Origin of the sequence: Burkholderia sp. DN3021, from assembly GCF_049805555.1 — a bacterium.
GTDB lineage: Bacteria > Pseudomonadota > Gammaproteobacteria > Burkholderiales > Burkholderiaceae > Burkholderia > Burkholderia pyrrocinia_C.
On the sequence record NZ_JBNCAB010000007.1, the window covers coordinates 1 to 24,154 of the forward strand.

Annotated in this window: 21 protein-coding genes and 2 pseudogenes; 9 read left to right on the top strand and 14 right to left on the bottom strand. The window is 65.0% G+C overall.

The features are described 5' to 3' along the window. Together ACPUER_RS05875 and ACPUER_RS05880 are read left to right on the top strand one after the other, a co-directional pair. On the top strand, positions 1-227 hold a 227-nt coding region (locus ACPUER_RS05875), incomplete at its 5' end, for a hypothetical protein (protein ID WP_425130594.1). 440 nt (positions 228-667) lie between these two features. Then, the gene (locus ACPUER_RS05880) at positions 668-1,105 is read left to right on the top strand and encodes an ATPase (protein WP_072440314.1); all 438 of its coding nucleotides are present in this window, start codon (positions 668-670) and stop codon (positions 1,103-1,105) included. Between the two features lie 188 nt (positions 1,106-1,293). On the opposite strand, the gene ACPUER_RS05885 is transcribed toward ACPUER_RS05880, so the two are convergent. The 8 genes from ACPUER_RS05885 to ACPUER_RS05920 form a co-directional block, all read right to left on the bottom strand. Continuing rightward, positions 1,294-1,980 carry a DUF429 domain-containing protein gene (locus tag ACPUER_RS05885; RefSeq protein ID WP_425130595.1) on the bottom strand — a complete coding sequence of 229 codons (687 nt, stop codon included), beginning with the start codon at positions 1,978-1,980 and terminating at the stop codon, positions 1,294-1,296. Positions 1,981-1,989: 9 nt separating this feature from the next. Further along, positions 1,990-2,514, bottom strand: coding sequence for an HD domain-containing protein (locus ACPUER_RS05890; protein WP_034182569.1), 525 nt, complete (start codon positions 2,512-2,514; stop codon positions 1,990-1,992). A gap of 121 nt (positions 2,515-2,635) precedes the next feature. Further along, positions 2,636-6,106, bottom strand: coding sequence for an AAA family ATPase (locus ACPUER_RS05895; protein WP_425130596.1), 3,471 nt, complete (start codon positions 6,104-6,106; stop codon positions 2,636-2,638). 3 nt (positions 6,107-6,109) lie between these two features. Then, complete coding sequence (locus ACPUER_RS05900) at positions 6,110-7,360, bottom strand: metallophosphoesterase family protein (protein ID WP_425130597.1); 1,251 nt, start codon at positions 7,358-7,360, stop codon at positions 6,110-6,112. A gap of 422 nt (positions 7,361-7,782) precedes the next feature. Then, positions 7,783-8,325: a hypothetical protein gene (locus tag ACPUER_RS05905; RefSeq protein ID WP_034182565.1), complete on the bottom strand. Its 543-nt coding sequence runs from the start codon at positions 8,323-8,325 to the stop codon at positions 7,783-7,785. 313 nt (positions 8,326-8,638) lie between these two features. Continuing rightward, complete coding sequence (locus ACPUER_RS05910; protein ID WP_425130598.1) at positions 8,639-8,878, bottom strand: hypothetical protein; 240 nt, start codon at positions 8,876-8,878, stop codon at positions 8,639-8,641. A 207-nt stretch (positions 8,879-9,085) separates the two neighbouring features. Next, entirely contained in the window at positions 9,086-11,071 is a 1,986-nt protein-coding gene (locus ACPUER_RS05915) for a gamma-glutamyltransferase family protein (RefSeq protein WP_425130599.1), read from the bottom strand. A 17-nt stretch (positions 11,072-11,088) separates the two neighbouring features. After that, positions 11,089-11,547 (bottom strand): hypothetical protein, encoded by a 459-nt coding sequence (locus ACPUER_RS05920; RefSeq protein WP_425130600.1) that lies wholly within the window; start codon positions 11,545-11,547, stop codon positions 11,089-11,091. A gap of 43 nt (positions 11,548-11,590) precedes the next feature. Here ACPUER_RS05920 and ACPUER_RS05925 point away from each other — a divergent pair, with 43 nt between their 5' ends. Next, positions 11,591-12,529, top strand: a complete 939-nt coding sequence (locus ACPUER_RS05925; RefSeq protein ID WP_425130673.1) for a tyrosine-type recombinase/integrase — start codon at positions 11,591-11,593, stop codon at positions 12,527-12,529. Positions 12,530-12,562: 33 nt separating this feature from the next. Here the strand turns inward: ACPUER_RS05925 and ACPUER_RS05930 are convergent, their stop codons facing one another. The 3 genes and pseudogenes from ACPUER_RS05930 to ACPUER_RS05940 all read right to left on the bottom strand — a co-directional run. After that, complete coding sequence (locus ACPUER_RS05930) at positions 12,563-13,042, bottom strand: RES family NAD+ phosphorylase (protein WP_175963970.1); 480 nt, start codon at positions 13,040-13,042, stop codon at positions 12,563-12,565. After that, positions 13,039-13,494, bottom strand: a complete 456-nt coding sequence (gene parS, locus ACPUER_RS05935) for a type II RES/Xre toxin-antitoxin system antitoxin (RefSeq protein WP_031403156.1) — start codon at positions 13,492-13,494, stop codon at positions 13,039-13,041. Before parS ends, ACPUER_RS05930 begins: the two co-directional genes overlap by 4 nt. A 324-nt stretch (positions 13,495-13,818) precedes the next feature. After that, positions 13,819-13,911 (bottom strand): annotated as a pseudogene (locus ACPUER_RS05940) (catalase); the annotation flags it as partial. Between ACPUER_RS05940 and ACPUER_RS05945 the strand changes: the two are divergent. The 3 genes and pseudogenes from ACPUER_RS05945 to ACPUER_RS05955 form a co-directional block, all read left to right on the top strand. Beyond that, a pseudogene (locus ACPUER_RS05945) lies at positions 13,910-14,056 on the top strand (helix-turn-helix domain-containing protein); the annotation flags it as partial. The pseudogenes ACPUER_RS05940 and ACPUER_RS05945 overlap by 2 nt on opposite strands. A gap of 334 nt (positions 14,057-14,390) precedes the next feature. Continuing rightward, the gene (locus ACPUER_RS05950) at positions 14,391-14,702 is read left to right on the top strand and encodes a DUF4148 domain-containing protein (protein ID WP_011349305.1); all 312 of its coding nucleotides are present in this window, start codon (positions 14,391-14,393) and stop codon (positions 14,700-14,702) included. A 320-nt stretch (positions 14,703-15,022) separates the two neighbouring features. Continuing rightward, positions 15,023-15,736: a dienelactone hydrolase family protein gene (locus tag ACPUER_RS05955; RefSeq protein ID WP_425130601.1), complete on the top strand. Its 714-nt coding sequence runs from the start codon at positions 15,023-15,025 to the stop codon at positions 15,734-15,736. A 414-nt stretch (positions 15,737-16,150) separates the two neighbouring features. Here the strand turns inward: ACPUER_RS05955 and ACPUER_RS05960 are convergent, their stop codons facing one another. Both ACPUER_RS05960 and ACPUER_RS05965 read right to left on the bottom strand, forming a co-directional pair. Then, on the bottom strand, positions 16,151-17,092 hold the full coding sequence (locus ACPUER_RS05960) for a LysR family transcriptional regulator (RefSeq protein WP_310144247.1): 942 nt from the start codon (positions 17,090-17,092) through the stop codon (positions 16,151-16,153). A 299-nt stretch (positions 17,093-17,391) separates the two neighbouring features. Continuing rightward, positions 17,392-18,690: an adenylosuccinate synthase gene (locus ACPUER_RS05965; protein ID WP_425130602.1), complete on the bottom strand. Its 1,299-nt coding sequence runs from the start codon at positions 18,688-18,690 to the stop codon at positions 17,392-17,394. Positions 18,691-18,830: 140 nt separating this feature from the next. Here ACPUER_RS05965 and gcvA point away from each other — a divergent pair, with 140 nt between their 5' ends. Continuing rightward, entirely contained in the window at positions 18,831-19,736 is a 906-nt protein-coding gene (gene gcvA, locus ACPUER_RS05970; RefSeq protein WP_175963967.1) for a transcriptional regulator GcvA, read from the top strand. 179 nt (positions 19,737-19,915) lie between these two features. On the opposite strand, the gene ACPUER_RS05975 is transcribed toward gcvA, so the two are convergent. Continuing rightward, positions 19,916-20,227 (bottom strand): hypothetical protein, encoded by a 312-nt coding sequence (locus ACPUER_RS05975; RefSeq protein WP_072440343.1) that lies wholly within the window; start codon positions 20,225-20,227, stop codon positions 19,916-19,918. 748 nt (positions 20,228-20,975) lie between these two features. Here ACPUER_RS05975 and ACPUER_RS05980 point away from each other — a divergent pair. Both ACPUER_RS05980 and ACPUER_RS05985 read left to right on the top strand, forming a co-directional pair. Further along, complete coding sequence (locus ACPUER_RS05980) at positions 20,976-21,254, top strand: hypothetical protein (RefSeq protein ID WP_425130603.1); 279 nt, start codon at positions 20,976-20,978, stop codon at positions 21,252-21,254. A gap of 1,539 nt (positions 21,255-22,793) precedes the next feature. After that, positions 22,794-24,110, top strand: a complete 1,317-nt coding sequence (locus ACPUER_RS05985; protein ID WP_175963965.1) for a replication initiation protein — start codon at positions 22,794-22,796, stop codon at positions 24,108-24,110. Positions 24,111-24,154: the final 44 nt, after the last annotated feature.

Here is a 24,154-nt window from a genome sequence, read left to right on the forward strand (position 1 = left end):
TTCGAACCGGTCGCTCACTCAAAGCTGACAGGAATATGAATCACTTCATAAACCTGACTTACTTTAGTGTGAGACTCTTGATACTTTCGCTTTCTGATCCGAGGATCAGCTCGCTTCCATCAAGCGCCCACACTTATCGGCTGTTAATTTTTAAAGAGCGTTTCTGCGAGGAACTTCGTGTTTCTCAGCAGCGCTGCGTTTTCAGCAGCAGAGAAGCGAAATTATGAACCGTGTTTCGCAGCTCGTCAACAACTTTTTAACCACTTCGTTGCGACTGCGCGGTCCATCTTCCTGCGCCAGCCGTGCGCCCAACCTGCCGCACACCGCCGACTTCGCTTCCCCTCTCCCGCGCCGCGTTTCCGTTAGCGCGAAAGAGGCGTGATTCTATGCACCCGCCCCCGTCTCCGCAAGCCCTTTTGTGAAATTGTTTTGAAAAAGCCTCTCTTTCCTCATATATATACGAGGCCGACGGCATGCCGTCCCAGGCGCGCTCCGGATTCGCATCCCCGCCAATCAACGGGCCGCCGGAACGCAACGCCGCGCCGCCCGGCTGCAACGTCGCGCGTTCGTGCCTTCATGGGTTTCGCAACCCTGTCCTGAGGATCGGACAAGGGGGCTCGCGCGGTCGAGTATCATGCCGCGACCGAACCACGTACTCATATCGACGATGGACAGCACCACTCAACCCGGCGACGCCGATCTTCGCGACGAATATGCAGCGCTGCGCGAGCGCGCCATCCTGCTCGAAGAACAGGCCCCGCCACTTCTGCAACGCATCTCGGATGTATTGCCGCGGATCAGCGGCGAATCCGAACTCGCGGACGAGCATCGCGAACGGCTCATCGGCGCACGCAATGCGGCGCTGGTTTCGATCGAAAACTATCAGCAGGCGATTCCTTTCCTGCAGACGGCCGACTCGATCATCGAGCAGATGGACAAGACGCCCGAGCGCGACGAAGACATCGAGTGGCGTGAATCGCTGCTGCAACGGCTCGACGAACTGATCGACGTCGCGGTCGTGATGATCGACGATGCGGAAGGCTACTTCGAACAGGCGCAAGCCTGCGATCTGTCCAGCGTGCCGAAATCCATCCTCGAGGATTGAGCAGTGCCGCTCGGGATCGCGCGGCGCACCGGCGTCATGTCGTGTGCACCCGCAATCCCGATGCATGCCGACAGACAATCGCTGCCTGACACCTTCGTCGTCAGGCCAGCCGCACACCTCCCGCAAAAGCTCACCTTGCCGCAACGACAATCCTGCGATCTGCGCCCGCCCGGGGTCGCGCGTCGCAACTACAACGAGTCGAGCACAATCGTCTCGCTCACGATCGGCACACGGATATATCCCCCCTCTGCATCGCCATACGCATGCGCGCTTCCATCGATGACGTATTGCGCCGTCAGCGCGCACAGGGTCGCGTCTCGCGCATCGACGGATAGCAGCGTCGACACGTCGATCCCCAGCCGTTCCAGCAATTGCCGGCGCTGGTTGCGCTTCTGCTTTGCCGACGCAACCGCCTTGCCCAGCATCGCGCAGGTAATCGCGTACGGATAGGTTTCGAAGCTCGCGCGCCCGCCCGCATAGTGCGCGCCGGTCAGCAATGGATAGGCATCCGCGAGCGCGCGGTAGACACGCTCTCCGATGAACATCCAGTCGAAGAAGCCCGACGTGCTCGCGACCGCCTGCTCCCGCGACGGCGTCGGAAAGCACGAGATCCGTTCGCGCGCGAGCGCCTGCTCGGCCGCCCGACGCCCGCTTCCCGCCCACCACAGGCTCGGCGCGTCGACGCCAACGGCCACGACGTCATGAGCGAGGCACAGCGCAGGCAACGCCTCGGGCGCGATCCGCCGTTCGCGGCAGACAACCGTCGACCCGCGCAGGATCACGAGATCGCACAGCTTCCTGTCGCCCCCGACGTCGACACCCGCCACCGCAGCCGGTTGCCGTGCGGCGGATCCGACGGATCGGGCCGAACGCATGCGGGCGCCTCAGTCCGCGGGCCGTGCGCCGTACGCGGCGTCGAAGATCGCCTCGAGACCGGGATGCACGCCGCGCATCGGATCGACGACCGACTTCGCCCAGTCGAAGTACGCCTGCTTGCGCTCGAGCGGCCAGTCCGCTGGCGGATGCCGCGCGATGTCGCGCAGGTTGCAGATCTTGTCGGCCAGCTTCACGAGCTTGGCGCGCCGGCTGATGGTCGCCGCATGCTCGACCTGCAGGCGCTTGCGCTCGTCCTTCGGCAGCGACTTGTCGTCCGTGACTTCCATCACGATGTCCGCCACGTCCTTGCCGAACAGCCGCAGCAGTTCCTGCTCGGTCGTCTCCGTATCCTCGACCGTGTCGTGCAGCACGGCTGCGACGATCACGCGTTCGTCCTCGACGCCGGCTTCGTTGGCCAGCACGTCGGCAAGCGCGATCGGATGATTGATATACGGCGACGCTTCTTCGTCCTTGCGCCGCTGATTGCGATGCTTGTCCGCCGCGAACGCGATCGCGGCTACCAGCTTTTTCATGTTCCCCCCTCGTGTGGCCAGTCCCGCGACCGGCAGAACCGGTCGCGTGCATTTCGGAACCGCACATACTACCTGCACGCGATGACTCTTCCCGTGTGCCGGCATCCCTGCGCGCCCCGCATCACGCGCCGGCCGGCGCGCGCTGCAGTTCGACCACGTTGACCCGCGCGCCGAATACGTCCTTCACGAGCGGCAGCAGGTGATCGTGGTGCGTCAGGAACAGCACCTGGGTTCGCGTCGACAGATCGCGCAGCGCGTCGAGCCCAGCCTTCGCGCGCGCGTCGTCGAAGTTGATGAACAGGTCGTCGGCAACGAACGGCAGCGCGGTCCTGCTGCCGAGCTGCAGCTCCAGCGCCGCGATCCGCAGCGCGAGGAACAACTGGTCGCGCGTCCCTTCGCTCAACCCTGCGACCTCGACCGACGCCCCCTTTATCCGCCGTGCATACAGCGCGGGCGGCGTCCGTTCGGTATCGACGGTGAGCTTCGCGAACTCGCCCAGCGTGAGCCCGGCGAAGATTTCGCCCGCCCGCCTGAGCATCGGCCCCTGCTTCTGGTCGCGATAGCGATCCGTCGCCCACTTCAGCAAGCGGCTGGCGGTGGCCGCCTCCAGATACTGTTCGGCCGCGTCGCCCATCGCCGCGAGCGCTTCCTGCCGCTTCGATTCGGCGACGGCCGCGTTCGCCTGGCCGTCGATCGCGCCGAACGCCTGGTCGGCCACGACCTGCTGCTGCGCGAGCTCGTTCAACCGCTTGCCGACATCGCCCAGCGACTGCTTCACAGCCTCCAGACGCGCCGGCACGTCGGCGATGTCCTGTTCCGCAACCTCAGCCTCGACGGCCGAACGGGACAGCCCGTCGCCGTCGCGCACCAGCGCCTCGTGCGCGGCATCGACCGCCTGCCGAAGCTGGCGCTGTCGATCCGAGCGTTCGGCCAGCGGCAGCGCCGCGTCGATCGACGCCACGCCGGCCAATTGAAGCAGCGGCTGGATACGCGCATCGGCGCCCGCCACCGCGGCGGCCGCATCCGTGACCTTGCCGTCGGCCTGCCGCACGGCTTCGTCGGCACGCTCGATCGCGCGCGCGATTTCCTTTGCGGCCGCGAGACGCATCGCCAGCCTGCGTGCAACGTCCAGCCAGTCGCCGCTCGCCAGCCATTCCGGCGCGAGCGTTTCGGCAAGCCGCCGCGCGCCGGCCTCGAGCGCGGCCAGCTCGGCGCGGATCGCAGCGATCCGGTTGCGCGGCGCATCCGCATCGGCCAGTTCGGCCGTCACCACATTCGCGAGCCCGAGCGCGCCTTCTGCCGCTGCCAGCGTCACCGCGCTCGCGGAAAGTTTCGCGTCGGCCAGCGCGTCGCGCCATTGCGCATGCCACGCATCGTAGGCTGCTTGCGCATGGCCGACTCGCGACTGCGCCGTTGCGCACCCGCGTTCGGCTTCCCGCGCGCGGTCGTCGAGGCTGTCCTTCTGCGCGATCGCTTTCTCGGCCGACTGCACGAACGTCTCGGCGATGGCGACGAGTGCCGCCAGTCCGTCCGTCTCGCTGCCTCGCGACACCGTATGCAGCGCCGAACGCAACGCGGCTTCGGCACCGGCGCGCGCCGCGCGAATCGTGTCGAATTCGCGGCGCTGACGGTCGAGATCGGCCTGCGCCGCGAACACCGTATCGCGCTTTGCGAGCCAGTCGCCCATCGCCGCCAGCGGCATGCCGGGCACCGCGGCCGTCATCGCGAGCTCGGCCCATGCGTCGCGATGCGCGGCCAGCTCGCGCTCGCGTTCGTCCGACGCAGCCTGCCTGCGCGCCACACCGGCACGCGCGGATTCGACCTGCTGACGCAGCGACTGCAGCGTCGCCGCCGCCTGCGTGGCGCCGAGCTGCGCATCGACGAGTTCGTCGGCCAGACGAATCGCGTCGTCGACCGCCGGTGCGCCAGTTGCCAGATCGACGGCGCCGCTGCGGATGTCGCCCCATGCGCCGTCGCGTCGTGCGCGCGCCGCCAGCACGTCGGCGGTCGTGACGACCTTGTGGTTCTCCGCGAAATGCTTCTCCTGCAATTCGAGCCGCTCGAGCTCTTCGAGCGCGCCGTCCCGCGCGTCGCGTGCGGCAGCAGCCGCGCTTGCGCGCTCGCTGTCTTCCTTGAGCAACGCGCCGAGCCGCGCCGCCGACGGCACGTCGAGCGCGCGCAGCGTGTCGACCGGCATGCGCCATTGGCCGAGCGCATCGAGCGCGCCGGACAGCGTGCGTTCGGCGGCAGCGATTTCGTGTTCGAGCGCCTGTTCGCGCTGGCCGCTGTTGCGAAAGCCTTGCGCATCGGCGAGCGCCGCGCGCAGCGCTTCCGGCACGTCGGCGGTCGACAGGCGCGCCCGTTGCTCCTGCACCTGCGCAAGCTCGTGCGTTCGTTCGTCGAGCGATTCGCGCGCGCCGGCGAGCGCCTGGTGCAGCGCGCCGTGTTCGCGCAGCAGGTTCGCGACGGTCTTCAGCGACAGCGCCGTCGGCAGCGACGCGCGCAGCGTCGCTTCGTCCGTCGGCCAGTCGAGCTGCGCGGCGGCCGAAAACGCGGCGGACAGGTGCCGCTCGACGTCGGCGCCGAGCAGCAACAGATCCTGCGCGTGATTCATACACGCGCCGCGCAGCCGATCGAGCGCTTCGATGTCGGCTTCGAGCGCCAGCGTATCGGCGTCGGCATCGATCGCATCGCGCGCCTGCCGTTTCGCAAGCAGGTCGGCACGCCGTTCTTCGAGCACCTTCTGTTCGGCCGCGAGATCGCCCTGCGCCTTCAGCAGGTCCGCATACGCGGTCGGCGGCAACTCGACGACCGCGCCCAGTTCTGCCAGCGCCGCATCCTTGACCGTCAGCTCCTTCAGGTACGGCGCCAACCGCCGAACGCGCTCGAGCTTCGAGCGCAGCGATTCGAGCCGGCGCTGCTCCACCCGCGCGTGCTCGATCTGCTGTTCGACCGCCTCGCGCGCGTCCTTGCGATCGACCCAGTCGCGCGTGCGCACCTGGACCGTCTTCAGTTCGGCCACGGCTTCGTTGAACGATGTTTCTGCCAGCGCAAACGCGCTGCCGCTGCGGCGCGGTGCCCAAAGTTCGACCGAACGCGCGTCGAGTTCCTCGCGCACCGGCCCGAGACTGCCAACACCGGCGGCCGATTCGAACAGCACCTGGCCGAGCTTGTCGGATGCGTCGAGAATGCTGCGGCCGCCGTCGACCAGCCGCCCGTGATCGAGCCCGAACATCTGCTCGAAGAATTCGCGCGTCGCGCCGTCGAGGATGGCGGCCAGATAGTCGTCGGGAAGTTTGTCGTCGGCAGGCGTGCGCAACGGACTGCGTCCGCGCGCACGGTGGAACGCGAACTCGCCCGTGCCGTTCTCGAGCACGCCGCCGATCCGCAGTTCAGGCGTGCTGTGCAGGAAATCGAGCGGCGTCTGCAGCTTCATCCCGAACAGCAACTCGGACACGGCCGTGCGGATCGTCGACTTGCCGGCCTCGTTCGGCCCGACGATCACATGAAAATCCTCGCCGGCCGACGGGAACCGCAGTGTTTCGTCGGTGAATTTGCCGTACTTGATCAGATCGAGCTGGCTGATGCGCATCGCTTACTCCCCCCTTGCCAGCCGCGCGAGCAACGCGGGACCGACCTGCTCGACCAGCGCCGTGAGCTCGCCCGCGCGCGCCATCGTCAACAACGGCACTTCCTCCTTCACGTCGCTGCGGACCTTGCCGACGAACGGCTTCAGGTCGCGTTCGAGCAGCGCGAGGAAATCCGGATCGTGCGCGGCTTCGGCCAGGATCTGCTTCAAATCCTCCAGCGCTTCAAGCTGCTCGCTCTCGCCCTGCTGATGATCGGCGGCAGACGTCGCGAGCCGGACCTTCTCCAGCCACAGCCGCTCGTTGCCGATGATGCCGATCTGGTTCAGTACCTCCGCACGCAGCTGCGGCGCGCGGCCGAAAAAGAGCCCATGCGCAGGCGTGCGCCCCGTGACCGTCACGCGCACCGCGCGCGGCACGTGGCCGTCGACGGTCAGCAGCGCCTCCAGCGACTGGCCGATCTTTCTCGACAGGTCGGCGACCGTGAAGCAATCGGATGCGTCGACCGACACGGCTTCCCAGCGCAGCACGTCGAGATACAGACGCTCGACCTGCGTGCGGCCTTGCTCGACCGTCACGAGCACCGCGCCGCGGCGCCCCGTCTCGCGGATATGGCGCCCTTGCAGGTTGCCCGGAAACACGACGGTGGACGGCCCCGTCCATTTCTGGAATTCGTGCACGTGGCCGAGCGCCCAGTAGTCGTAGCCCTTTGCGTGCAGTTCGGCCAGCGTGCACGGCGCATAGTTCGGGTGCGCCGCATAACCTTCGAGCGCCGTGTGCAGCACGCCGATGTTGTAGTACCCGGGCACCGGGTCCGGATAACCGATCGCAAGATTGTCGACGACGGCCTTGTCCTTGAAGCTCTGCCCGTGCAGCGCGACATCGAATTCCGGCAGCTTGTGGGTTTCGGGCTTGCGGTGGCCGAACACGGTGACGTTGTCGGGCAGCGTCAGCTTCTTCGTCATCTCGCTTTCGGCATCGTGGTTGCCGCCGAGGACGAATGCGCGAATGCCGGCCTTGCGCAGGCGCCCCATCTGCTGGCCGAAGAAGATGCCCGTGTTGTGATCCTTCCAGTCGCCGTCGTACAGATCGCCGGCGATCACGAGGAACGCCACTTCCTCTTCGATCGCGCGATCCACGAGTTGCCGCAGCGCCTCGCGCGACGCGTTGCGCAACTGCGCGGCCGGCGCGTCGGGATACGCGCTCAGGCCGTGCAACGGGCTGTCAAGGTGAATGTCTGCCGCGTGGATGAACTTCACGAAGATTCCTCTGTTTCATGACGAAGGGCGGCGCCGCGTGCGCAGGCCCGGCCGTCAATCTCAATCCTGGTAGCCGCCGGGTTCGCCGGAACGGCGTTTTGATGTCGTCTGTCGTCACGATATCGATCGGACATGCTTGCCCGCGTCGGCCGGCGCTGCCATCGCGGCGGCCCGGCAACCGGGAGCCCCGCTATTTAAGCATGGCGGCCGGGCAATGGGCAGGGACCGCGCGCGTCGCCTGTCGCGGGCTCGTGCCCGGGGCATCCGGTAGCGCGCACGTGCCCATCGCGCCGCCGGATTCGCGGCGAACGCCGATGCATCACTGTATTGCGAGGAACGTCGAACGGCGCGCCGTGTGTGCCGATAAAAAAACGGCCCGGCCCGCTTCGAAGCGGGCCGGGCCGTGATTGGATGCGTGTTGCTTACAGCGCGCCGCCTTGTGCCGAAGCCGAACCCTTCACGCCGACCGATGCGCCGCCCTGCACCGAATTCGTCGCGCCTTCGAGCGCTTCGCCGGCCTTCGCCTTCGCGCCGCCCGCAACATCGCCTGCCGTCGACACCGCGCCTTGCGCGTGGCTCTTTGCGGTGCCTGCGACGTGCTTCACGTGCGACTTCGTCGAGTGTACGGCCGAGGCTGCGGCATCCTTCGCCGTGCCCGCTGCCGAACCCACCGCCTGGGTCGCGCCGCCCACCGCATTGCCGGCTGCCGCGCCGACGCCGCCGACCGTCTTGCCGACGCCGTTCAGCGCACCGCCGACGAGGTTGCCTGCGCCCGAACCCGAGCCTGCCGCATTCGCGCCGGCGCCAGCCTGCACGCCCACGCCGCCGCCGAGCAGCGGCGTCTGGACCTGTGCGCCGACGCCTGCGGAACCCTCTGCGCCGGTCTGGGCCGTCTGTGCGAAAGCAGCCGACGTCGCCATCGCCGTCAGAGCGGCACCCAGCAGAATCGTACGAATCTTGTTCATGGTCATTCTCCCCAAAAGACGTTGTTGCTGCGGGCCGCGTTCGTGCGGCTTGTCGCATGCCTCGCCGCGACGTGCGGCAGGTGGAGCTAATGTAGCGGCGCCGACGCGCAAAACGATTGATTTGCGGGGACTGTTACTTCAGTTGCAAATGCTGACGATTGACTCACACTGTTTGACAATCGGGGGCTTGAGATGGGAAAGACGGCGTACTTGCCGACGAGCAGGCGCGAACCCGACGGCATGCGGCACGGGTCACCCCGCGATCACGCTTCACCCGATCGCCGCGCATCGGGAAACCACGAAAGTGAAACGGCTAGCAGGGGAACCAGCCGTTTTTATAGGCATTCCAAAGTATGTGTGTCGACCGGACCTCGGTGCGGCGCGACAACCGGCGCCTCGCGATCGATTCGATATCGTCGGACACACACGCCGCCGCTCCGGCGTTGTCCGATGCGCCGAAGGCGAGCTTGAATGCCTTTTCCCGCAATGCGTCTACTGCCGGCCTGTCGATCGCCGTACCCGGATCGTCGTCGATCGCATCGCATGCCGCCATCCGCGGCGCATCGAGCGGCTCGGCATCGCGACTGTCCAGCGCGCTGTCGCAATCGACATCGCCGAGGGAACCGAAAAGCCTGGCGCCGACAGGACTGCGTCCATTTCAAGCAGACGTGCGTGCGTCATTGCAGCCCCTTAAAGAAACGCGGCCCCGATCGCCTGTTGGCAGATACAGGCAGATCGGGGCCGTGCGCGTTCCGCCCGGTTACGGCCGGAACGTATCGCCGAGCACGACGCCTTCGCGACGCGGATCGGTGCCGCCCTGCAACGCGGGCGACTGGCCGACCGTCACGCGCATTACGGTGTTGACGCCGCTCGCCTGCGCGGACGTCGACACCTTGTGCCCGAGCGCGAGCAGCCCCGTGATCAGCGGATCGTTCGCACCGTTGTTCGCCGCGTTGACGTTCGGATGCTCGCCACCGATCGTGGTCGTCGGGCTGTTGCTCGCGCCGAAATCGACGAGGCCCGCGGACTGCTGCGCATCGAGCCCCCAGTCGAGCGCGCCGACCAGCGTCTTGACCACGTATTGCGGAATCGTACCGCCGCCCGGCGAACCGGTCGCCATCACGAAATCGCCGCGCGAGCCGTCGGCGGCCTGACCGAACACGATCGTCGGCGCCATCGAGCTGCGCGGCCGCTTGCCCGGCTGCAGGCGGTTGGCCACCGGATTGCCGGCGCTGTCGACCGGGTTCGCGGAAAAGTCGGTCAACTGATTGTTCAGCAGGAAACCGTTGGTCATGTGGAACGAGCCCATGCTCGACTCGACCGTCGTCGTCGCGCTCAGCACGTTGCCGTCGCCGTCGACGATCGTGAACTGGTTCGTGCCGTGCTCGATCAGCGTCGTGTCGACGCCGAGCGGCACCGCGCCGAAATTGCCGGGCTGTGCGGTGCCCATGCTCTTGGCCGCGTCGATCAGCGCCGCTCGCGATTTCAGGTACGGTTTGTTCAGCAGCGTGTCCCACGTGCCGCCCGGCAGCGGCACGAAATCCGTATCGGCCACGTACTTGTCGCGGTCGGCATACGCGAGCCGTTCGGCCTCGGTGACGAGGTGCACACCCGCGACGGTCGGCTTGCCGCCCTCGAGATCGATCGCCGTCGGCTTCAGCGACTTCAGGTCGAAGTTCTCGAGAATGCCGAGCGCCGCGGCGACCGCGATACCACCCGACGACGGCGGCGGCATCCCGCACACCCAGTAGCTGCGATAGGTCGTGCATACGGGTTCGCGGCGTTTCGCCTGATACGCGGCCAGATCCGCGACGGTCGTCTTGCCTGGGGTGAGCGTCGAGCCGTCCGCGCCCTTCGTCGTGGCGGTCTTCGCGACGATGTCCTGCGCGATCTGCCCCGTGTACAGCGCATTCGCACCCGACTGCGCCATCAGCGTCAGCGTGTGCGCGTACGCGGGGTTCTTCAGTACGGTGCCGAGCGTCTTCGGCGAGCCGTCGGCATTCAGGAAATACGCGGCGGCCTCGGGGTCGCGCTTCAGGTTCGCGGCGTTTGCCGCGATCGCGTCGGCGAGCCGGCCGCCGATCGGGAAGCCGTTGGTCGCGAGCGTGATCGCATCGCCGAACAGGTTCTGCCACGGCAACCGGCCGTGATCCTGCTGCAGCGCCTCGATGAGCCGCGGCACGCCGATCGTGCCGATCGAGCGGCCGCTGGCGCGCGCGTTCGGCAGCGGCGCCGAATGGTCGGTCGTGTCGTCGACGTAGCGCAGGTAGTTCTCCGTCGCGGCGGCCGGAGCGGTTTCCCGGCCGTCGTATGCCTGCAGCGTCTTGCCGCGCGCATCGTAGTAGAGCAGCACGCCGCCCGACCCGAGGCCCGTCGCCTCTGGCACCGTCAGGCCGAGCACGGCCTGCACGGCGACCGCCGCGTCGGCGGCCGTGCCGCCTTTCTTCAGCACTGCGCAGCCGGCCGCGCTCGCGTAAGCGTTCGACGTCGCCACCAGGTAGGTCTTCGCATAGACGGGCTTCATCCCGGTGCGATAACCCGACGACGCTTCCGGCAGCGACGGATCACCCGGCTGGTTCGAGCCCACCACGACCGTCGCGCCGCTGTTGTCGACCGCGAGGCAGCTCGTATCGGTCGAAGGTGCCTGCGTGCGCCCCGCTTCGTTCTCGACGTCGCCGCCGCATGCCGTCAGCAGGGCAGCCGCGAGCAACGCGGACGCATACGGGAAAATCGCTGTTCTGTTCATTGTCTGTCGATGTTCTTTTAGGTCGTTGCGATGGACACCGCGCTGCCTGCAACCCCCTCGGTGTACAGGCAACGCGTTCGATAGTCCCACGAACAAATTTTTTTCCGCAATAAGGAAATGACGCGACGCGACCGGTCGTTGTATGTGCAGCGCCACCGAACCGGCTTGAGGGTTCGCTTGCTGCACTGCATCGGCGCTCGCAGGTTCTCGACCCGCGTCAGCGCGTTGTCGAAATCGCGCTGGCCACGCCGCTCGCGCAAGCAATTCCTGCCGCCGTGGTCAGCGGCGAATGGTTCGGGATGTGGATGTCGAAGCAATGAAACGGCGTACCGGACGCGTTCCGGTTCTGCATCACGCAGCTGCTCGTGCTTGTTTGCTTGTTGACCTGACGATGCGCGACGACGTGTCGACGACACGCGTGCCGCGCACTGATGCGCCGGTTGCATTGCACGGGCCGGCCGGATTGGAATGGACATCGGGACGATTGCCGGCGTCACCGCGTCCGGCTATAAATCGTGGATGGATACGAATCGCTGGATTCACGATCCCGTCGGCGCCTTTCGCGCATGGCAGGAAACCACCGCGACCGGCGCCGGCCGCCGGCCGTTCGCGCCGCGCTCGGTCGTGCAGCACGTCGCGATGTTCGAACGGTTCCTGCGCCATCTGATCGCGCACGGCGTGTCGCTGGCCACGTTCGGGCCCGACCACGTCGCAGCCTTCCTGACGGAGCTCGAACGCACGTGCGCGCCCGGCACCTCGACCCGCGTGCGTTACGCGAAGCTGATCGACCGGCTGGGCCGGCATCTGGTCGACACCGGCGTGCGGACGATCCATCCGGCCGGCCGGACGACGCGCCATCTCGCGTGGCCGGACGGCGAGCCCGAGCCGTGCTACCTGCCGCCCGACGCCGACGCGGCGCTGCAGCGCCATGTGCAGCCGCGATCGGACGACACGCCGGCCGACTGCCGGAATCGCGCGATCGTCGCGCTGCTGCTTGCGAGCGGCATCACGTCCGCCGAGATTCGCGCGACGACGCATGACGCGCCCGATCTCGACGCGCTGCCGCCGGCGCTGTCCGTGCCGCGCGATCGCGCGCGGCCGGCGCGCCGGATCGAACTCGCCGCGTTCGCGCTGGCGCCGCTCGCCGCATGGCGTGCGCGCTCGGCAGACGCACCGGCATCGGTACTGCTGTTTCCCGCGCCGCGCGGCGGTGGCACGATGAACGACATGTTTCTGCTGCTCGTGGTGCGCGACGCGCTGACCTCGATCGGCTTCCACGCAGCGGACATGAGCCCGCGCGTGCTGCGCAACACGTATGCGCGCCGCCAGTTGCTCGCCGGCCACACGCACGCCGATGTCAGCGCCATGCTCGGTCTCGTCAGTACGCGAACGGTCACGCGCATCCGGCAGACGCTGCCGCCCGATGCGGCCGCGGATCGCGCCGCACACGAGCGTTGAACCAGCTCACGGCACGGGCCCTGTTCTTTTTTTCTATTCGCCCGGCTTCGACTCGATCAGCCGCAGAATCCGGGTGTCGTACGGCGATTGCATGACTTCCGCGACGCGGATCTCGGGCGCGGCCGGATGCAGCGGATTCAGCAGGAAGTTGTGCGCGTGCGGCACGACGACACTCGGGACGCGCAACAGCGCGCTCGGCTGCGTATGCAGCCACTCGGTGCCGGCGCTGCGGGTCCAGTCGACGTTCGTTTGCCAGTCGTCCGGCGCGTCGCCTTCCGCGATCTCGGCGACGTCCACCGATTCCGGCACCTCGATACGAAGCAACTGGTATCCGCTCGGCAATTGCGCGACGGTGGCGATTTCGAAATGCACGAGCGTCTCGAGCAACGCGAGTGCCGGATGCTCGGCGAGATACACGACGGGCTGTCCGGCAAAATGCCAGCGCCCGCCGGCGCGCAACCCGCCGATGCCTTTCAGGTCGGCGTAATTGCTGATCCGCCACAGCGTCATCAAGCGAAGTACCCCTCGTCGATCTGCGTGAGGACCTCTTCGACGAGCCGCGCGCCATGCTCGGTGCTCGCCATGTCGAGCGACGTGCGGCCGCCGAAGCGCTGAAGCCCGTTGCGCAGCCACGCCATCGCCTTGTCCTGGTCGCCGAACGTGGCCGTCGCCTGCGCGACGATGCGCGCGAGGCGAATCGCCTTGTCGGATTCCTCCGGCGACAGGCGTTCGTGCGCCTGGCGACGGTGGCTCAGCGTGCGGCGCGGGATGATGAAGGCCAGCTCGTCCGATTTCAGCCCGCGCTCCGACAGCCGGTCGATCACCGAGACGTCGACACGTGCGCTCGCCAGCTCGGCAAGATCGGCACCCGATCGGACACGGATCGCCAGTAGCTGCTCGAGAATCGTGAATTCGGCCTGACGCGGATGCGCGACACCCGAAGGATGAAAAGCGATGGTGCTCATGACCTCTCTCCGGCAATTTGCCCAATCATTATAGGCGTTTTGCCGAGGACTTGTGGGGGCGAGTTGGGAGAGCCGTTGTGGCCTGTCCGCCAAGCGTCGGCGAAGAAGCCAGCGGATGTGGCCGGCTGTCTGGCAACAGATTTCGGCGCTTGCGAATCGAAGATTCGCCTGGGTGAGGTGATGCAGTTATTCAGTATATAAAATCAGAGAAACATCTGGTGATTGTTACGTAACAACTTTTTTACTGACTTAAGGCGATTCCGCCCTCGGAGGTGCTCGCGAAGCGTTCTCGATCATGCTTCGACGGAGCGTGGCCACCAAGAGACACTTCGGCGCGTTCACCGGAATCTGATTGAAATTGACGCCAAGACGGTAACGCTGCGCATCGCCGGCGAAAAACAGGCGCGCCTGCAACACGGCGGCTCGTCATTTGCTCGAGAACACGCATGACACGCAGAAACAGGTCGCCGCGAAATGCGGCTTCGCGAATGTCGATACGCTCAGGCGGTCATTCACCCGGCACGTCGGGATCACGCCCGCCGAATATCGGAAGCGTCAGGCGGCCCGACCAAGTGACGCGGAAGTGCATGAGCCATGCCGACCATCTCGCCCAAATACTTCGGAATGCGATTCAATTGATCGTCACGCGGCCGCTGGTCTATCGATCACATCGAGACCCGAAAGGCTGCGCCTTACGCCTATGCAGCGCGAGCCGACAGGCCCTCCGGCATGCCCGCAATCACCAGACAAAAACGCTAATTCCCGCGGATCGTTTACCCAGTTGCAATAATTATTCGCTGGAACGCGTATTTCCGACCCGTAACGCGATCGCTACGATGCAATCAACCGCTGAACGCAACAAGCGAAGCGCGAAATCAACGAAACCGGAGGTCATCATGAAGTCGTTCATCTACGCTGTCGTCGCCGCAACCGCCCTGTCCGCCTCGTATGGCGCATTCGCACAATCGAACCCGTCGGGCCAGTTGACGCGTGCCCAGGTGCGCGCGGAACTCGTCCAGCTCGAACAGGCCGGCTACAAGCCCGAAGTCTCCGATCAGTACTACCCCCGCGCGCTGCAGACGGCACAGGCCCGCGTAACGAACGCCGATGAAACCGGTTACGGCGCACAAGCCGCCGCCGGCGTGCGTGCCGGCCGCGCAATCGCGGTCAAGCAGGATGGCCGCGACTCCGTGTATTTCGGCCAGTAAGCCCGACGCACACGGCGCGTTCCGATCTGCGCGCGGCAAACGAAACACCCCGCTCCCGTTCATCGGGCGCGGGGTGTTCGCTTTTCGGTGATCCGCTCCGTGACCGGATCGCGACCGTCGATCGACACGCCCCCGCCGATCGCGCGCCGCGCAGCGCCGTTCACGCAGGCAGCCGGCGTTTGCGCATAGAATGGCCGCGTGGTCGGTGTCGGCCGAAACGAACGCGAGCGAAACCACGACGCCCTGCATGTCCGATCGTCACCGCGCCCGCTGGCCGGCCCGCTGCCGTACTCATCGCATTTTTGAAAAGGAGCGGTTTCATGTCTCAAGCATCCGGTTCCATGATCACGTTTCGCCGCCCGGACGGCCAGGAACTACAGGGTTATCTCGCCAGGCCGGAAAAGACCGAAGGCGCGCCCGCGGTCGTCGTCATCCAGGAATGGTGGGGGCTGAACGACCAGATCCGCGGCGTCGCGGATCGCCTCGCGCGCTGCGGCTACTTCGCGCTCGTGCCCGACCTGTATCGCGGCAAGTCGACGGTCGAGGAAGAAGAGGCACACCACCTGATGACCGGCCTCGATTTCGGCGACGCCGCATCGCAGGACATTCCCGGCGCCGTCACATATCTGAAGACGTTGGCTCCGCGCGTCGCGGTGACGGGCTTCTGCATGGGCGGTGCGCTGACGCTGTTGTCGCTGCAGTTCGCCGACGCGGACGCGGGCGTCACGTGGTACGGCTTCCCGCCGCTCGACTACCTCGATCCGGCGAAGCTCAACGTGCCGCTGATGGGCCACTGGGCCACACAGGATGCATTCTTCGCGATCGACCAGGTCGACGCGCTGGAAAAGAAGCTGACCGATGCGAAGGTCGGTGTCGAATTCCATCGTTATCTCGCGCATCACGGATTCGCGAACGAAACGGCCGTCGGCGCCGGCCGCATCTCCGGCACGCAGTTCGATCCAGTGTGGTCGCAAATCGCGTGGGATCGCACGCTTACGTTCTTCGGCCGCACGCTCTGGGCGAAGCCGCAGTAATACGCGATCGACGCGCTCGCGATAAGCCGACGCAAACAAAAACGCCACGGACTTTCATCCGTGGCGTTTTTGTTTGCCGGGTACCGTCGAGCGGCGTGGCGGCCGGCCGTACGTGTACCCGCTTCCGGACGACGTCGCACTGCCGTTCCGCCGTTGAGCGAATACTGGGCCGGCTGCACCGCCGCGCGAACGCGATGAAGCAGGTCGAACCGATTCCAGGAAGTTGGCACCGCGCATCGAACCAACGACGTTCGATATCGAAAGCAAGCGATTTCATAAAGACGTGCTGGTTGCCGGGGGCGTCGTTTCCCGGGTCGATCGCGATCGCATCGTCGACGCCTGCCTTAAATGCAGGACTACGGATTATTTCATTTTCTGGAGCAAAACGCGCATATGAACAGCGGCAGTGCTGACTCAGGATTTGCAGGACGCGTTCAGCGCGGCCTCGTCGGCGGACAGCATTTCGGGCACGCATTCGCGCAGGAAATCGACGAACGTGCGGATCTTCGCGTCGAGATACTGACGCGAAGCGTACAGCGTGTAGACCGTCAGCTTCTGCAACCGGTATTCGGGCAGCACGCGCACCAGCGCACCGCTCGCGAGCGCGGGCAGTGCGGACGACATCGGCAGCGAGCCGATCCCGAGGCCGGCGCGCAGTGCGGCACCCAGCGCATCGGCGATGTTCACCTGGAAATCGGGCAACGGCAGGTCGAACGTCTCGTGACCGTCCGGGCCGTCGAGATGCCAGCGATCGCGCGGGAACACCGGCGTGACGATCTGCAGGCACGCATGCCCTTCGAGCTCGCGCACCGTGCGCGGCGTGCCGCGCTCCTTCAGATACGCGGGCGACGCGCACAGCACGCTGTGCACCTCGCCGAGCCGCTGCGACACGAGCCCCGAATCGGGTAGCTCCGTCGTGCTCAACTGCAGCGACACGTCGTAACCTTCGTCGATGATGTCGGGCACGTGCTGCGACAGCGTCAGCTCGACCGCGACCGACGGATAGCGCTGCCGGTAGCGCACGACCGCGGGCACCACATAGGCCTGGCCGAAACTCGTCGTCGCGTGAACGTGCAGCCGTCCGGACGGCTTCGCCTGTGCGTCCGCCGCCTCGGCTTCCGCTTCGTCGATATAACCAAGGATGCGCTGGCAACGATCGAGATAGCGCTGCCCGGCGTCGGTCAGCGCGATGCGGCGCGTGCTGCGGTTGAGCAGACGCGTGCGCAGATGCGTTTCGAGCTGCGCGACAGAACGCGATGCATATGCCGTCGTGATGTCCAGGCGCTGGGCCGCGCTCGTGAAGCTGCCCTCCTCCGCGACCCGGACGAAAATGCGCATCATCTGTAACGTGTCCATCGGCCTGTCCCCGGGATTGAGATCACGGCGCGCCGCCGTGCGGCCGTGGTGCCGGCGGCTCCGGCGCAGGCCGGTCTGGCGCGAATTGTGCGGAACAGTACAGCAGCGCTGCAGGCGTGTCCAGTTCGCCGTGTGCGGCGTGATCCGGACGCCGAATCGTATCGTGGAGCCGCCCTTCGCGCCGCGTCCGTGCCGGGCGTGTACGCGATCGAACACGCCGGCACGCAAACTACGTCGGGTCGGCAAAAACTACCCGGCGACCACGATGCCGATCCGCGATTTACGCCGTCGACGGCACGTTACGCGGCGGCCGCCGCATCGAACGGATTACGCAACACGATCGTGTCGTCGCGCTCCGCACCGGTCGTGATCATCGATACCGGCGCGCCCGCTACCGCTTCGATGCGCGCAATGAAATCCTGTGCGGCGCGCGGCAGCGCCGCACGCTCGCGCACGCCCTTCACGGTGCCATGCCAGCCGTCGAACCGTTCGTAGACCGGCTTCGCGCGCGACTGCGCGTCGAGGCTCGAGGGCAGATGGTCGACCCGCGCGCCGTCGAGTTCGTAGCCGACGCACAGCTCGATCGACTTGAAACCGTCGAGTACATCGAGCTTGGTAAGCGTCAGCGAATCGATGCCCGAGATCCTGACCGCCTGGCGCAACTGCGCGGCATCGAGCCATCCGCAGCGTCGCGGCCGGCCGGTGTTGACGCCGAATTCCTGCCCGCGTGCGCGCAGTGTTTCGCCCGTTGCGTCGGTCAACTCGGTGAGGAACGGGCCGCCGCCGACACGCGTCGCATACGCCTTGGTCACGCCCAGCACGTGGCCGAGCTTCGACGCGCCGAGGCCCGTGCCGGCCGCTGCCGCCGATGCGACAGTGCCCGACGACGTCACGAACGGATACGTGCCCCAGTCGATGTCCAGCATCACGGCCTGCGAACCCTCGAACAGGATGCGTTCGCCGCGATCGGTCGCGTCGTTGAGGTCGGCCCAGACGGGACGCACGAACGGCAGGATCTTCGGCGCGAGATCGACGAGCGTCGCCAGCATCGCGTCGCGCGAACACTCGTCGAGCCCCAGGCCACGGAACCACGCGTTGTGATGGTCGACGAGCACGTCGAGCTTGTCGGCGAGCCGGCCGGGTTCCGCGAGATCGCCGACGCGCAGCCCGCGACGCCCGACCTTGTCCTCGTAAGCCGGTCCGATCCCGCGCAGCGTGGTACCGATCGGTTCGCGGCGCAGGCGCTCCTGTGCCTGGTCGATCGCGCGGTGAATCGGCAGCACCAGCGTCGCGTTCTCGGCGATCGACAGGTTGTCCGGCGTCACCGATAGCCCGAGCTCGGCCATCCGCGCGATCTCCGCGAGCAGCGCTTCCGGATCGAGCGCCACGCCGTTGCCGATCACGCCGCGCTTGCCGCGCACGATGCCGCTCGGCAGCAGCGCAAGCTTGTACGTCTTGCCGCCGACGACCAGCGTATGGCCCGCGTTGTGGCCGCCGTTGTAGCGTGCGACGAGGTCGGCCTGAGCCGCCAGCCAGTCCACGACGCGCCCCTTACCCTCGTCACCCCATTGCGCACCCACGACCACCACGTTCGGCATGCTCCGCACTCCATGTGAGAAATTCAGACACTCGTTCGGCCGAGCCGGCCGTTTGTGTGCCATATTGGCGGAGCTGGATCGCCCGATCAAACGATTAAACCTGAACTATCGCGTGAGTAAATTTCACGCGAAACGATGCAATGGCCCGACGTCTTCCTCCGTTGAATTCGCTACGCGCGTTCGAAGCAGCCGCCCGACTCGGCAGCTTCACGCTTGCCGCCGACGAGCTGTGCGTGACGCACGGCGCGATCAGCCGGCACGTGCAGCAACTGGAGGCGTGGCTCGGACGGCCGCTATTCGAACGCCACAACCGGCGGGTCGAACTGACCGACGCCGGCCGCGCGTATCTCGCCGAGGTCGGTGCGTCGTTCGACCGGATCGCGCTCGCCACCGCGCAGCACTTCGGCCACGCGCAGCAGCGCGTGCTGCGCGTCAGCGCGCCCGCGACGTTTTCGTTGCGCTGGCTCGTGCCGAAGCTGTCGTCATTCCAGGTCGCCCATCCGACGATCGAGGTACGGCTGTCGACGTCGAACGAGCCGATCGAGAAACTGCGCGACAAGGTCGACCTGATCGTTCGAGGCGGCCCGCAAGCCATCGACGGTTACGTCGCGGAGGAATTCCTGTCCGAAGTCCGGCTGCCGGTGTGTGCGCCGAAGCTGCTGGAAGGCCGGCCGTTGCGTACGCCTGCCGATCTCGCCGGCTTCACGCTGCTGCACGCGGCGACCTATCCCGGCATGTGGCCCGAATGGCTCGCGGCGGCCGGGCATCCGAATCTCGTGCCGCGACATTCGCTCACGCTCGAGCATTTCTACCTGACGCTGCAAGGCGCACTCGACGGACTCGGCGTCGCGATGGGGCCGATCGCGCTCGTCGCGGACGACATCGCCGAAGGCCGGCTCGTGCAGCCGTTCAGCGAACCGGCTCTGCCGCCGTGGCGCTACTTCACGTATGTGGCGTCCGCGCGCGCGGACGACGAGGCGGTGTGTGCCTTCAAGGACTGGCTGAAGGTGACGGGGAACGCAGCCGCATCGGGCGCGCAGCACTGACCGTATCGACCTGCCGGTCATGCCCGCCATTCAATGTAGGATTCCGAATCAAATAGCACAAATGCGCGGATCGGGTTTGTGCTCGTTCATGAGCGGCATTCTGCTTTTGACGTGCATCGCGTGACCGCGATGCACGCGGCAAGCCGCGGATCGTATCGCAGCTTGCCGCCGAACGGCGCTTACTGGCTTGCGCCGGCGGCTTTCTTCTCCGCGTTCTGCAGGTTCTGCGGATAGTTCGGGTCGTTGGCCGCCGGCTTGTAACCGGCGTCTTCGAGTTTCTTCAGCTCGGCGGTGTTTTTCGCGCGCGCAGCCTTGCGCTCCGCTTTGCGTTGAGCTCTGGCCGCCTTGCGTGCCTGGCTCTTCGCCGCCTTGGCGTCCTGTGCAGGAGGCGTGCTGGCGGCGTCGGTCTGGGCAAATGCAGGAACTGCCGAGCCGAACAGGAACGCGGCTGCGGTAGCAGCCAGCGTGAGTTTTCTGATCTGGATTCGCATCGCTGAACTCTCTTTTCTGATGATTATCACGGTTGGAAAGACCATCGAGATACCGCCCCTGTCCTGATCGGTCGTCATGTCGCGATCGGGACCTGTGCATCATAACCGCGTCGTGAAAAATGTGGCGCCAACGTGCAAACGGAGTTGGGGATACACGTATGGGAGAACACGTGGACGTTGCTCTACCGTCGCGCGGAAGAGACAGGGACGTACATCGCGTTTCGGCGCGCGTGAAGATCGCGCGGTCGAGGCAGCGGAAACGTCGGACGTACAGCACGCTTCGATGATGAAGATCGATCACATGGCGTGATGCGCGGCCGCGATTCCGATGACATTCGTATCGTCGTGTCTAGCTCGCATGCCGATTGCTGTTTCATAGGTGGTGTTAGCAGCACGCTCATGCTTGCGGTGATCTTCGTCACATGAAGCGCAATCACCGCAATAGTTGTCGATCTGTGTGCAATGTTGCCGCTCGACGCGGCTCCAGCGACGGGTTCTCCCATAAACGGCCACGATTCGGCTCGTCCGGTGATCGATGCGATCGTCTCGTGTTACTGCACCGGAAGGCGACGTCGTCTGGTGTGTATAGCGAAATGGGTAGACGCTCGGCGTAGGGTGAAGACGTTGACCGGAACCCCCTCACGAATGCGCGGGGGGAGCCGCACAAGCATTGCGATACTCCGTCCGGCAGACGTTGCGCGTCGTGTTGATGCCGCGACAACGCTTGTCAGTCGGCCCGACTCTGCTCGTGAACACGTCAGGCAACGCGCGCGGGCCACAGATTTTTCATTTGATGATTTTGGCCGTCGAGTATCCCTTGCGGATGCCGCGGCTGCACAGCTTGCATATACCTGTGGGACGCGTCGCCGGTGAGCTTTTCCGGGATCAGGAAGTTTCTGACGGTGAGAATGTTCGGGATCGTTATTCGAATTCGATTGCGGTGAGCTTCTTCAGCGGCCGCATCTTCACGTTGGCTCGTAACACTCACGAGATCGGCCCAGGAGCCGGCCACCTGTGCGGCTGGTAAAGCGGGAGGCGACTCTTGCTTCCGGGAGGCTGTGTTGGCCTCTCGTTGCCATTCAAGAGCACAGCATTACTCTTCGGTCGATCCAAAGGTAGAAAGTTGCGGGACCTCGGGGCGGGGAAGCAAGCCGCGTCTATTTCCTCTGTGCACAGTCCACAGGCTAAATGTAACGAGAAGCGTCGGTAGACGACCGGCAAAAAACTTGTCCACAGAACGGGAAGCATGAGTACAAAAAACCATTCGCGTGCCGTCCAGGGTGATTTCGAACTGCTGTGGGTGAAACTGACAATGTTCATGTGTTCGGTCGCTGATCCGATTTGGCTGTCGATCACAGGAGCGCGGGTCGTCGCGGCCCCGGCTTTTCGGTCCCATAGATGGGAACCTGAATGCGGAAACCGGTGATTTCTGCCCGGTTTCCTCCCATAGGTTTCTACTTTTAGGTGTTGTGAGTGGGCACTCACCTCTCCGGGAACCCTTGTTGGGCCTGAGGGCTTGTTCCATCAAGGCCTCAGGCTCTGTCCAGCAGGCCTGAATCGAAGCAGCGGGATGCTTAACGAACCATAGACGGATCCCATGGGTAGCGGTTTATGGGGCTTGTCTTTCTGTGACAGCACACGTGTGTTTACATCTTTGGTAAACCACGTTTACTTCTTTAACTACTTTTAGACGGCTCACAGCCTTATTCCACAAGGGTTTGACCGGTGTTCGGTACCCATTTATGGGAGCACAGGTGGAAGGGTTTGGGGTTTCAGGTCTGTGGATTTGGGGTTTTGGGTACCGGGTTGTGGGGAATCGGGGCTGTGGATATGGGGCAAGCGTACCCGGTTATGGGAAATCAGCCTGAAAACGAGATGGGTAGTCGTCTATGGGAACGCAGGCAGGTAGCCTTTTATGGGACGTTTTTTTTTGACCCGTAAGTGCTTGCGTGCACAGTGATTTTTTTCGGGGAGCCGTTTATGGTGTCTCTCGATGGTAACCGTTTATGGGTGGTCAATCGGGCCGGCCGAGCGTGTTTCACCAGGACCTCTCTGCTGGCTGCTCCCATAGACAGGATCGATGTCGCGGACAGGTAACCTCTTATGGGATAACCGAATGGTTGCCGTTTATGGGAGCGATTTCTCCCTTCGAGGCCGAAAGTAACGCTATCGCCCATGTCGAAGGTTGCCGACAGGTAGCTGTCCATGGGAGTCGATGAAGGTAGCCCGTTATGGGAGGAAAACGGCTGCGTGTTGCAAGGCACCACGAATCCGGTCGTCGATCGCGATTCCGCTCGTTTGCCCCCATGGATGGGTACCTTCCCTGGGGCAAATCTCGTGCCGGGTTTCTGTCGCCGGACCCGAAAGGTAGCTTCTTGTGGGAGGTTTTTTGGCCAAAAGGTAGATGGATATGGGGCCCTGCGCAGATTGTTTCATCACGAATTTCCCTTTTGCATCTGAAGGTTAGCCGTGATATTGCAAGTGATGCTGGAGCGAGGGCGTTGCTCTGCGGCGTGAGAAGGTATAAAGTCCGCTCTCAACAAGGTCACCTTATCCGGACATCACGATGCCGCGCAAGCCCGCAAGCAAAGGCTCAGACAAACAGGTTTCACTGTTTCAGACACCCGAGCCTCCCGACTTGCTGCGCAAGGCGGTCCAGGCGATTCATATCGCGCCCAAGTCGGGAAAGATCGGTCTGCAGCAGCGCAAGATGTTCAGCTCGCTGATCAAGAACGCGCTTCGGCAGGAGGCGTTCGAGCCGGGCCGGACGAGCTTCTCGATCTCGATCGCCTCGCTTTCGCACGAGAGCGGGTTGAACAGCAACAACACGAAGTACGTGAAGGACACGGTCAACTCGCTGATCAGTACCGTCGTCAACTGGGACTACCTGGCCGCGGACCGTTCGACGGTCTGGAAAGCGTCGGGCCTGCTCGCGGGCGCGGAGCTCGAGCAATCGGTGCTGAAGTACAGCTTCTCCGACCAGATTCGCAGCGAGCTGCTCAACCCGGAAATCTACGCGCTGATCGATATGCGGATCGCCCGCGAATTCCGGCGCTCACACTCGCTCGCGCTGTGGGAAAACACGGTGCGCTACGAAGGGATCGGCATCACCGCGAAGATTCCGCTGCCGAAATTCCGCGACCTCATTCTCGGCCAGGACAAGGCGTCGCAGTCGTACAAGGAATACAAGCTGTTCAAGAGCAAGGTCCTGGTGCCGTGCATTCAGGAGGTGAACGAAGTATCGGATCACACGCTCGAGCTGATCGAACACAAGTCCGGCCGCAGCGTGGAAGCCGTTCAGTTCAAGGTGACGCGCAAGCAGAGTGCCGATACGGTCGAAGACGGCGACGTCAAGAACGAAGCGCTGGTCGAGGAGGTCGCGAAGTTCGGCATTCCGCGTTCGGAAGCCCGCCGGCTGATCACGCAATACGGCGTGCAGCGCATCAAGGCGGCGATTGCCTATACGCTCAATCGGACTACGAAGAAGAACGCGGCGCCGGTCGACAACGTGGCCGCGTATTTCCGCAAGGCGCTGACGCACGGCTACACGCTGGCCGACGGGCAGGGAACCGAAGCGGCCGCACCGGCGAAGGAATCCTCGCAGAGCAAGCAGGAGCAGATTCGCGACAAATATCTGGCGGCGAAGGTCGAGGAAGCCGGCGCGTATTTCCGCGAGTTGGAGATCGACGACCAGACCAAGCTGATCGATCGCTACAACGAGACGGTGGCGGGCTCGAAGGATCTCACGCTGTCGCCGAAGAAGAAGGCGAGCAAGCTCGCGCAGACCAGCTTTTTCCGATGGCTGGCGCTGGATACCTGGGGCGAACCGACCTCGGACGACCTGCTGGAATTCCTGCTCAAAAGCAGTCTCGCAAGCAACTGAACAAGGCCTCGCAACCGGGAGGGCGCCGTGCGCCGGACTTCACC

Excerpts from the sequence above, each read along its gene's own strand:
- ACPUER_RS05880 (WP_072440314.1), top strand. The coding sequence starts at position 668 with ATGGACAGCACCACTCAACCCGGCGACGCCGATCTTCGCGACGAATAT.
- ACPUER_RS05885 (WP_425130595.1), bottom strand. The coding sequence starts at position 1,980 with ATGCGTTCGGCCCGATCCGTCGGATCCGCCGCACGGCAACCGGCTGCG.
- ACPUER_RS05890 (WP_034182569.1), bottom strand. The coding sequence starts at position 2,514 with ATGAAAAAGCTGGTAGCCGCGATCGCGTTCGCGGCGGACAAGCATCGC.
- ACPUER_RS05895 (WP_425130596.1), bottom strand. The coding sequence starts at position 6,106 with ATGCGCATCAGCCAGCTCGATCTGATCAAGTACGGCAAATTCACCGAC.
- ACPUER_RS05905 (WP_034182565.1), bottom strand. The coding sequence starts at position 8,325 with ATGAACAAGATTCGTACGATTCTGCTGGGTGCCGCTCTGACGGCGATG.
- ACPUER_RS05910 (WP_425130598.1), bottom strand. The coding sequence starts at position 8,878 with ATGGCGGCATGCGATGCGATCGACGACGATCCGGGTACGGCGATCGAC.
- ACPUER_RS05915 (WP_425130599.1), bottom strand. The coding sequence starts at position 11,071 with ATGAACAGAACAGCGATTTTCCCGTATGCGTCCGCGTTGCTCGCGGCT.
- ACPUER_RS05920 (WP_425130600.1), bottom strand. The coding sequence starts at position 11,547 with ATGTCCATTCCAATCCGGCCGGCCCGTGCAATGCAACCGGCGCATCAG.
- ACPUER_RS05925 (WP_425130673.1), top strand. The coding sequence starts at position 11,591 with ATGGATACGAATCGCTGGATTCACGATCCCGTCGGCGCCTTTCGCGCA.
- parS (WP_031403156.1), bottom strand. The coding sequence starts at position 13,494 with ATGAGCACCATCGCTTTTCATCCTTCGGGTGTCGCGCATCCGCGTCAG.
- ACPUER_RS05950 (WP_011349305.1), top strand. The coding sequence starts at position 14,391 with ATGAAGTCGTTCATCTACGCTGTCGTCGCCGCAACCGCCCTGTCCGCC.
- ACPUER_RS05955 (WP_425130601.1), top strand. The coding sequence starts at position 15,023 with ATGTCTCAAGCATCCGGTTCCATGATCACGTTTCGCCGCCCGGACGGC.
- ACPUER_RS05960 (WP_310144247.1), bottom strand. The coding sequence starts at position 17,092 with ATGGACACGTTACAGATGATGCGCATTTTCGTCCGGGTCGCGGAGGAG.
- ACPUER_RS05965 (WP_425130602.1), bottom strand. The coding sequence starts at position 18,690 with ATGCCGAACGTGGTGGTCGTGGGTGCGCAATGGGGTGACGAGGGTAAG.
- gcvA (WP_175963967.1), top strand. The coding sequence starts at position 18,831 with ATGGCCCGACGTCTTCCTCCGTTGAATTCGCTACGCGCGTTCGAAGCA.
- ACPUER_RS05975 (WP_072440343.1), bottom strand. The coding sequence starts at position 20,227 with ATGCGAATCCAGATCAGAAAACTCACGCTGGCTGCTACCGCAGCCGCG.
- ACPUER_RS05985 (WP_175963965.1), top strand. The coding sequence starts at position 22,794 with ATGCCGCGCAAGCCCGCAAGCAAAGGCTCAGACAAACAGGTTTCACTG.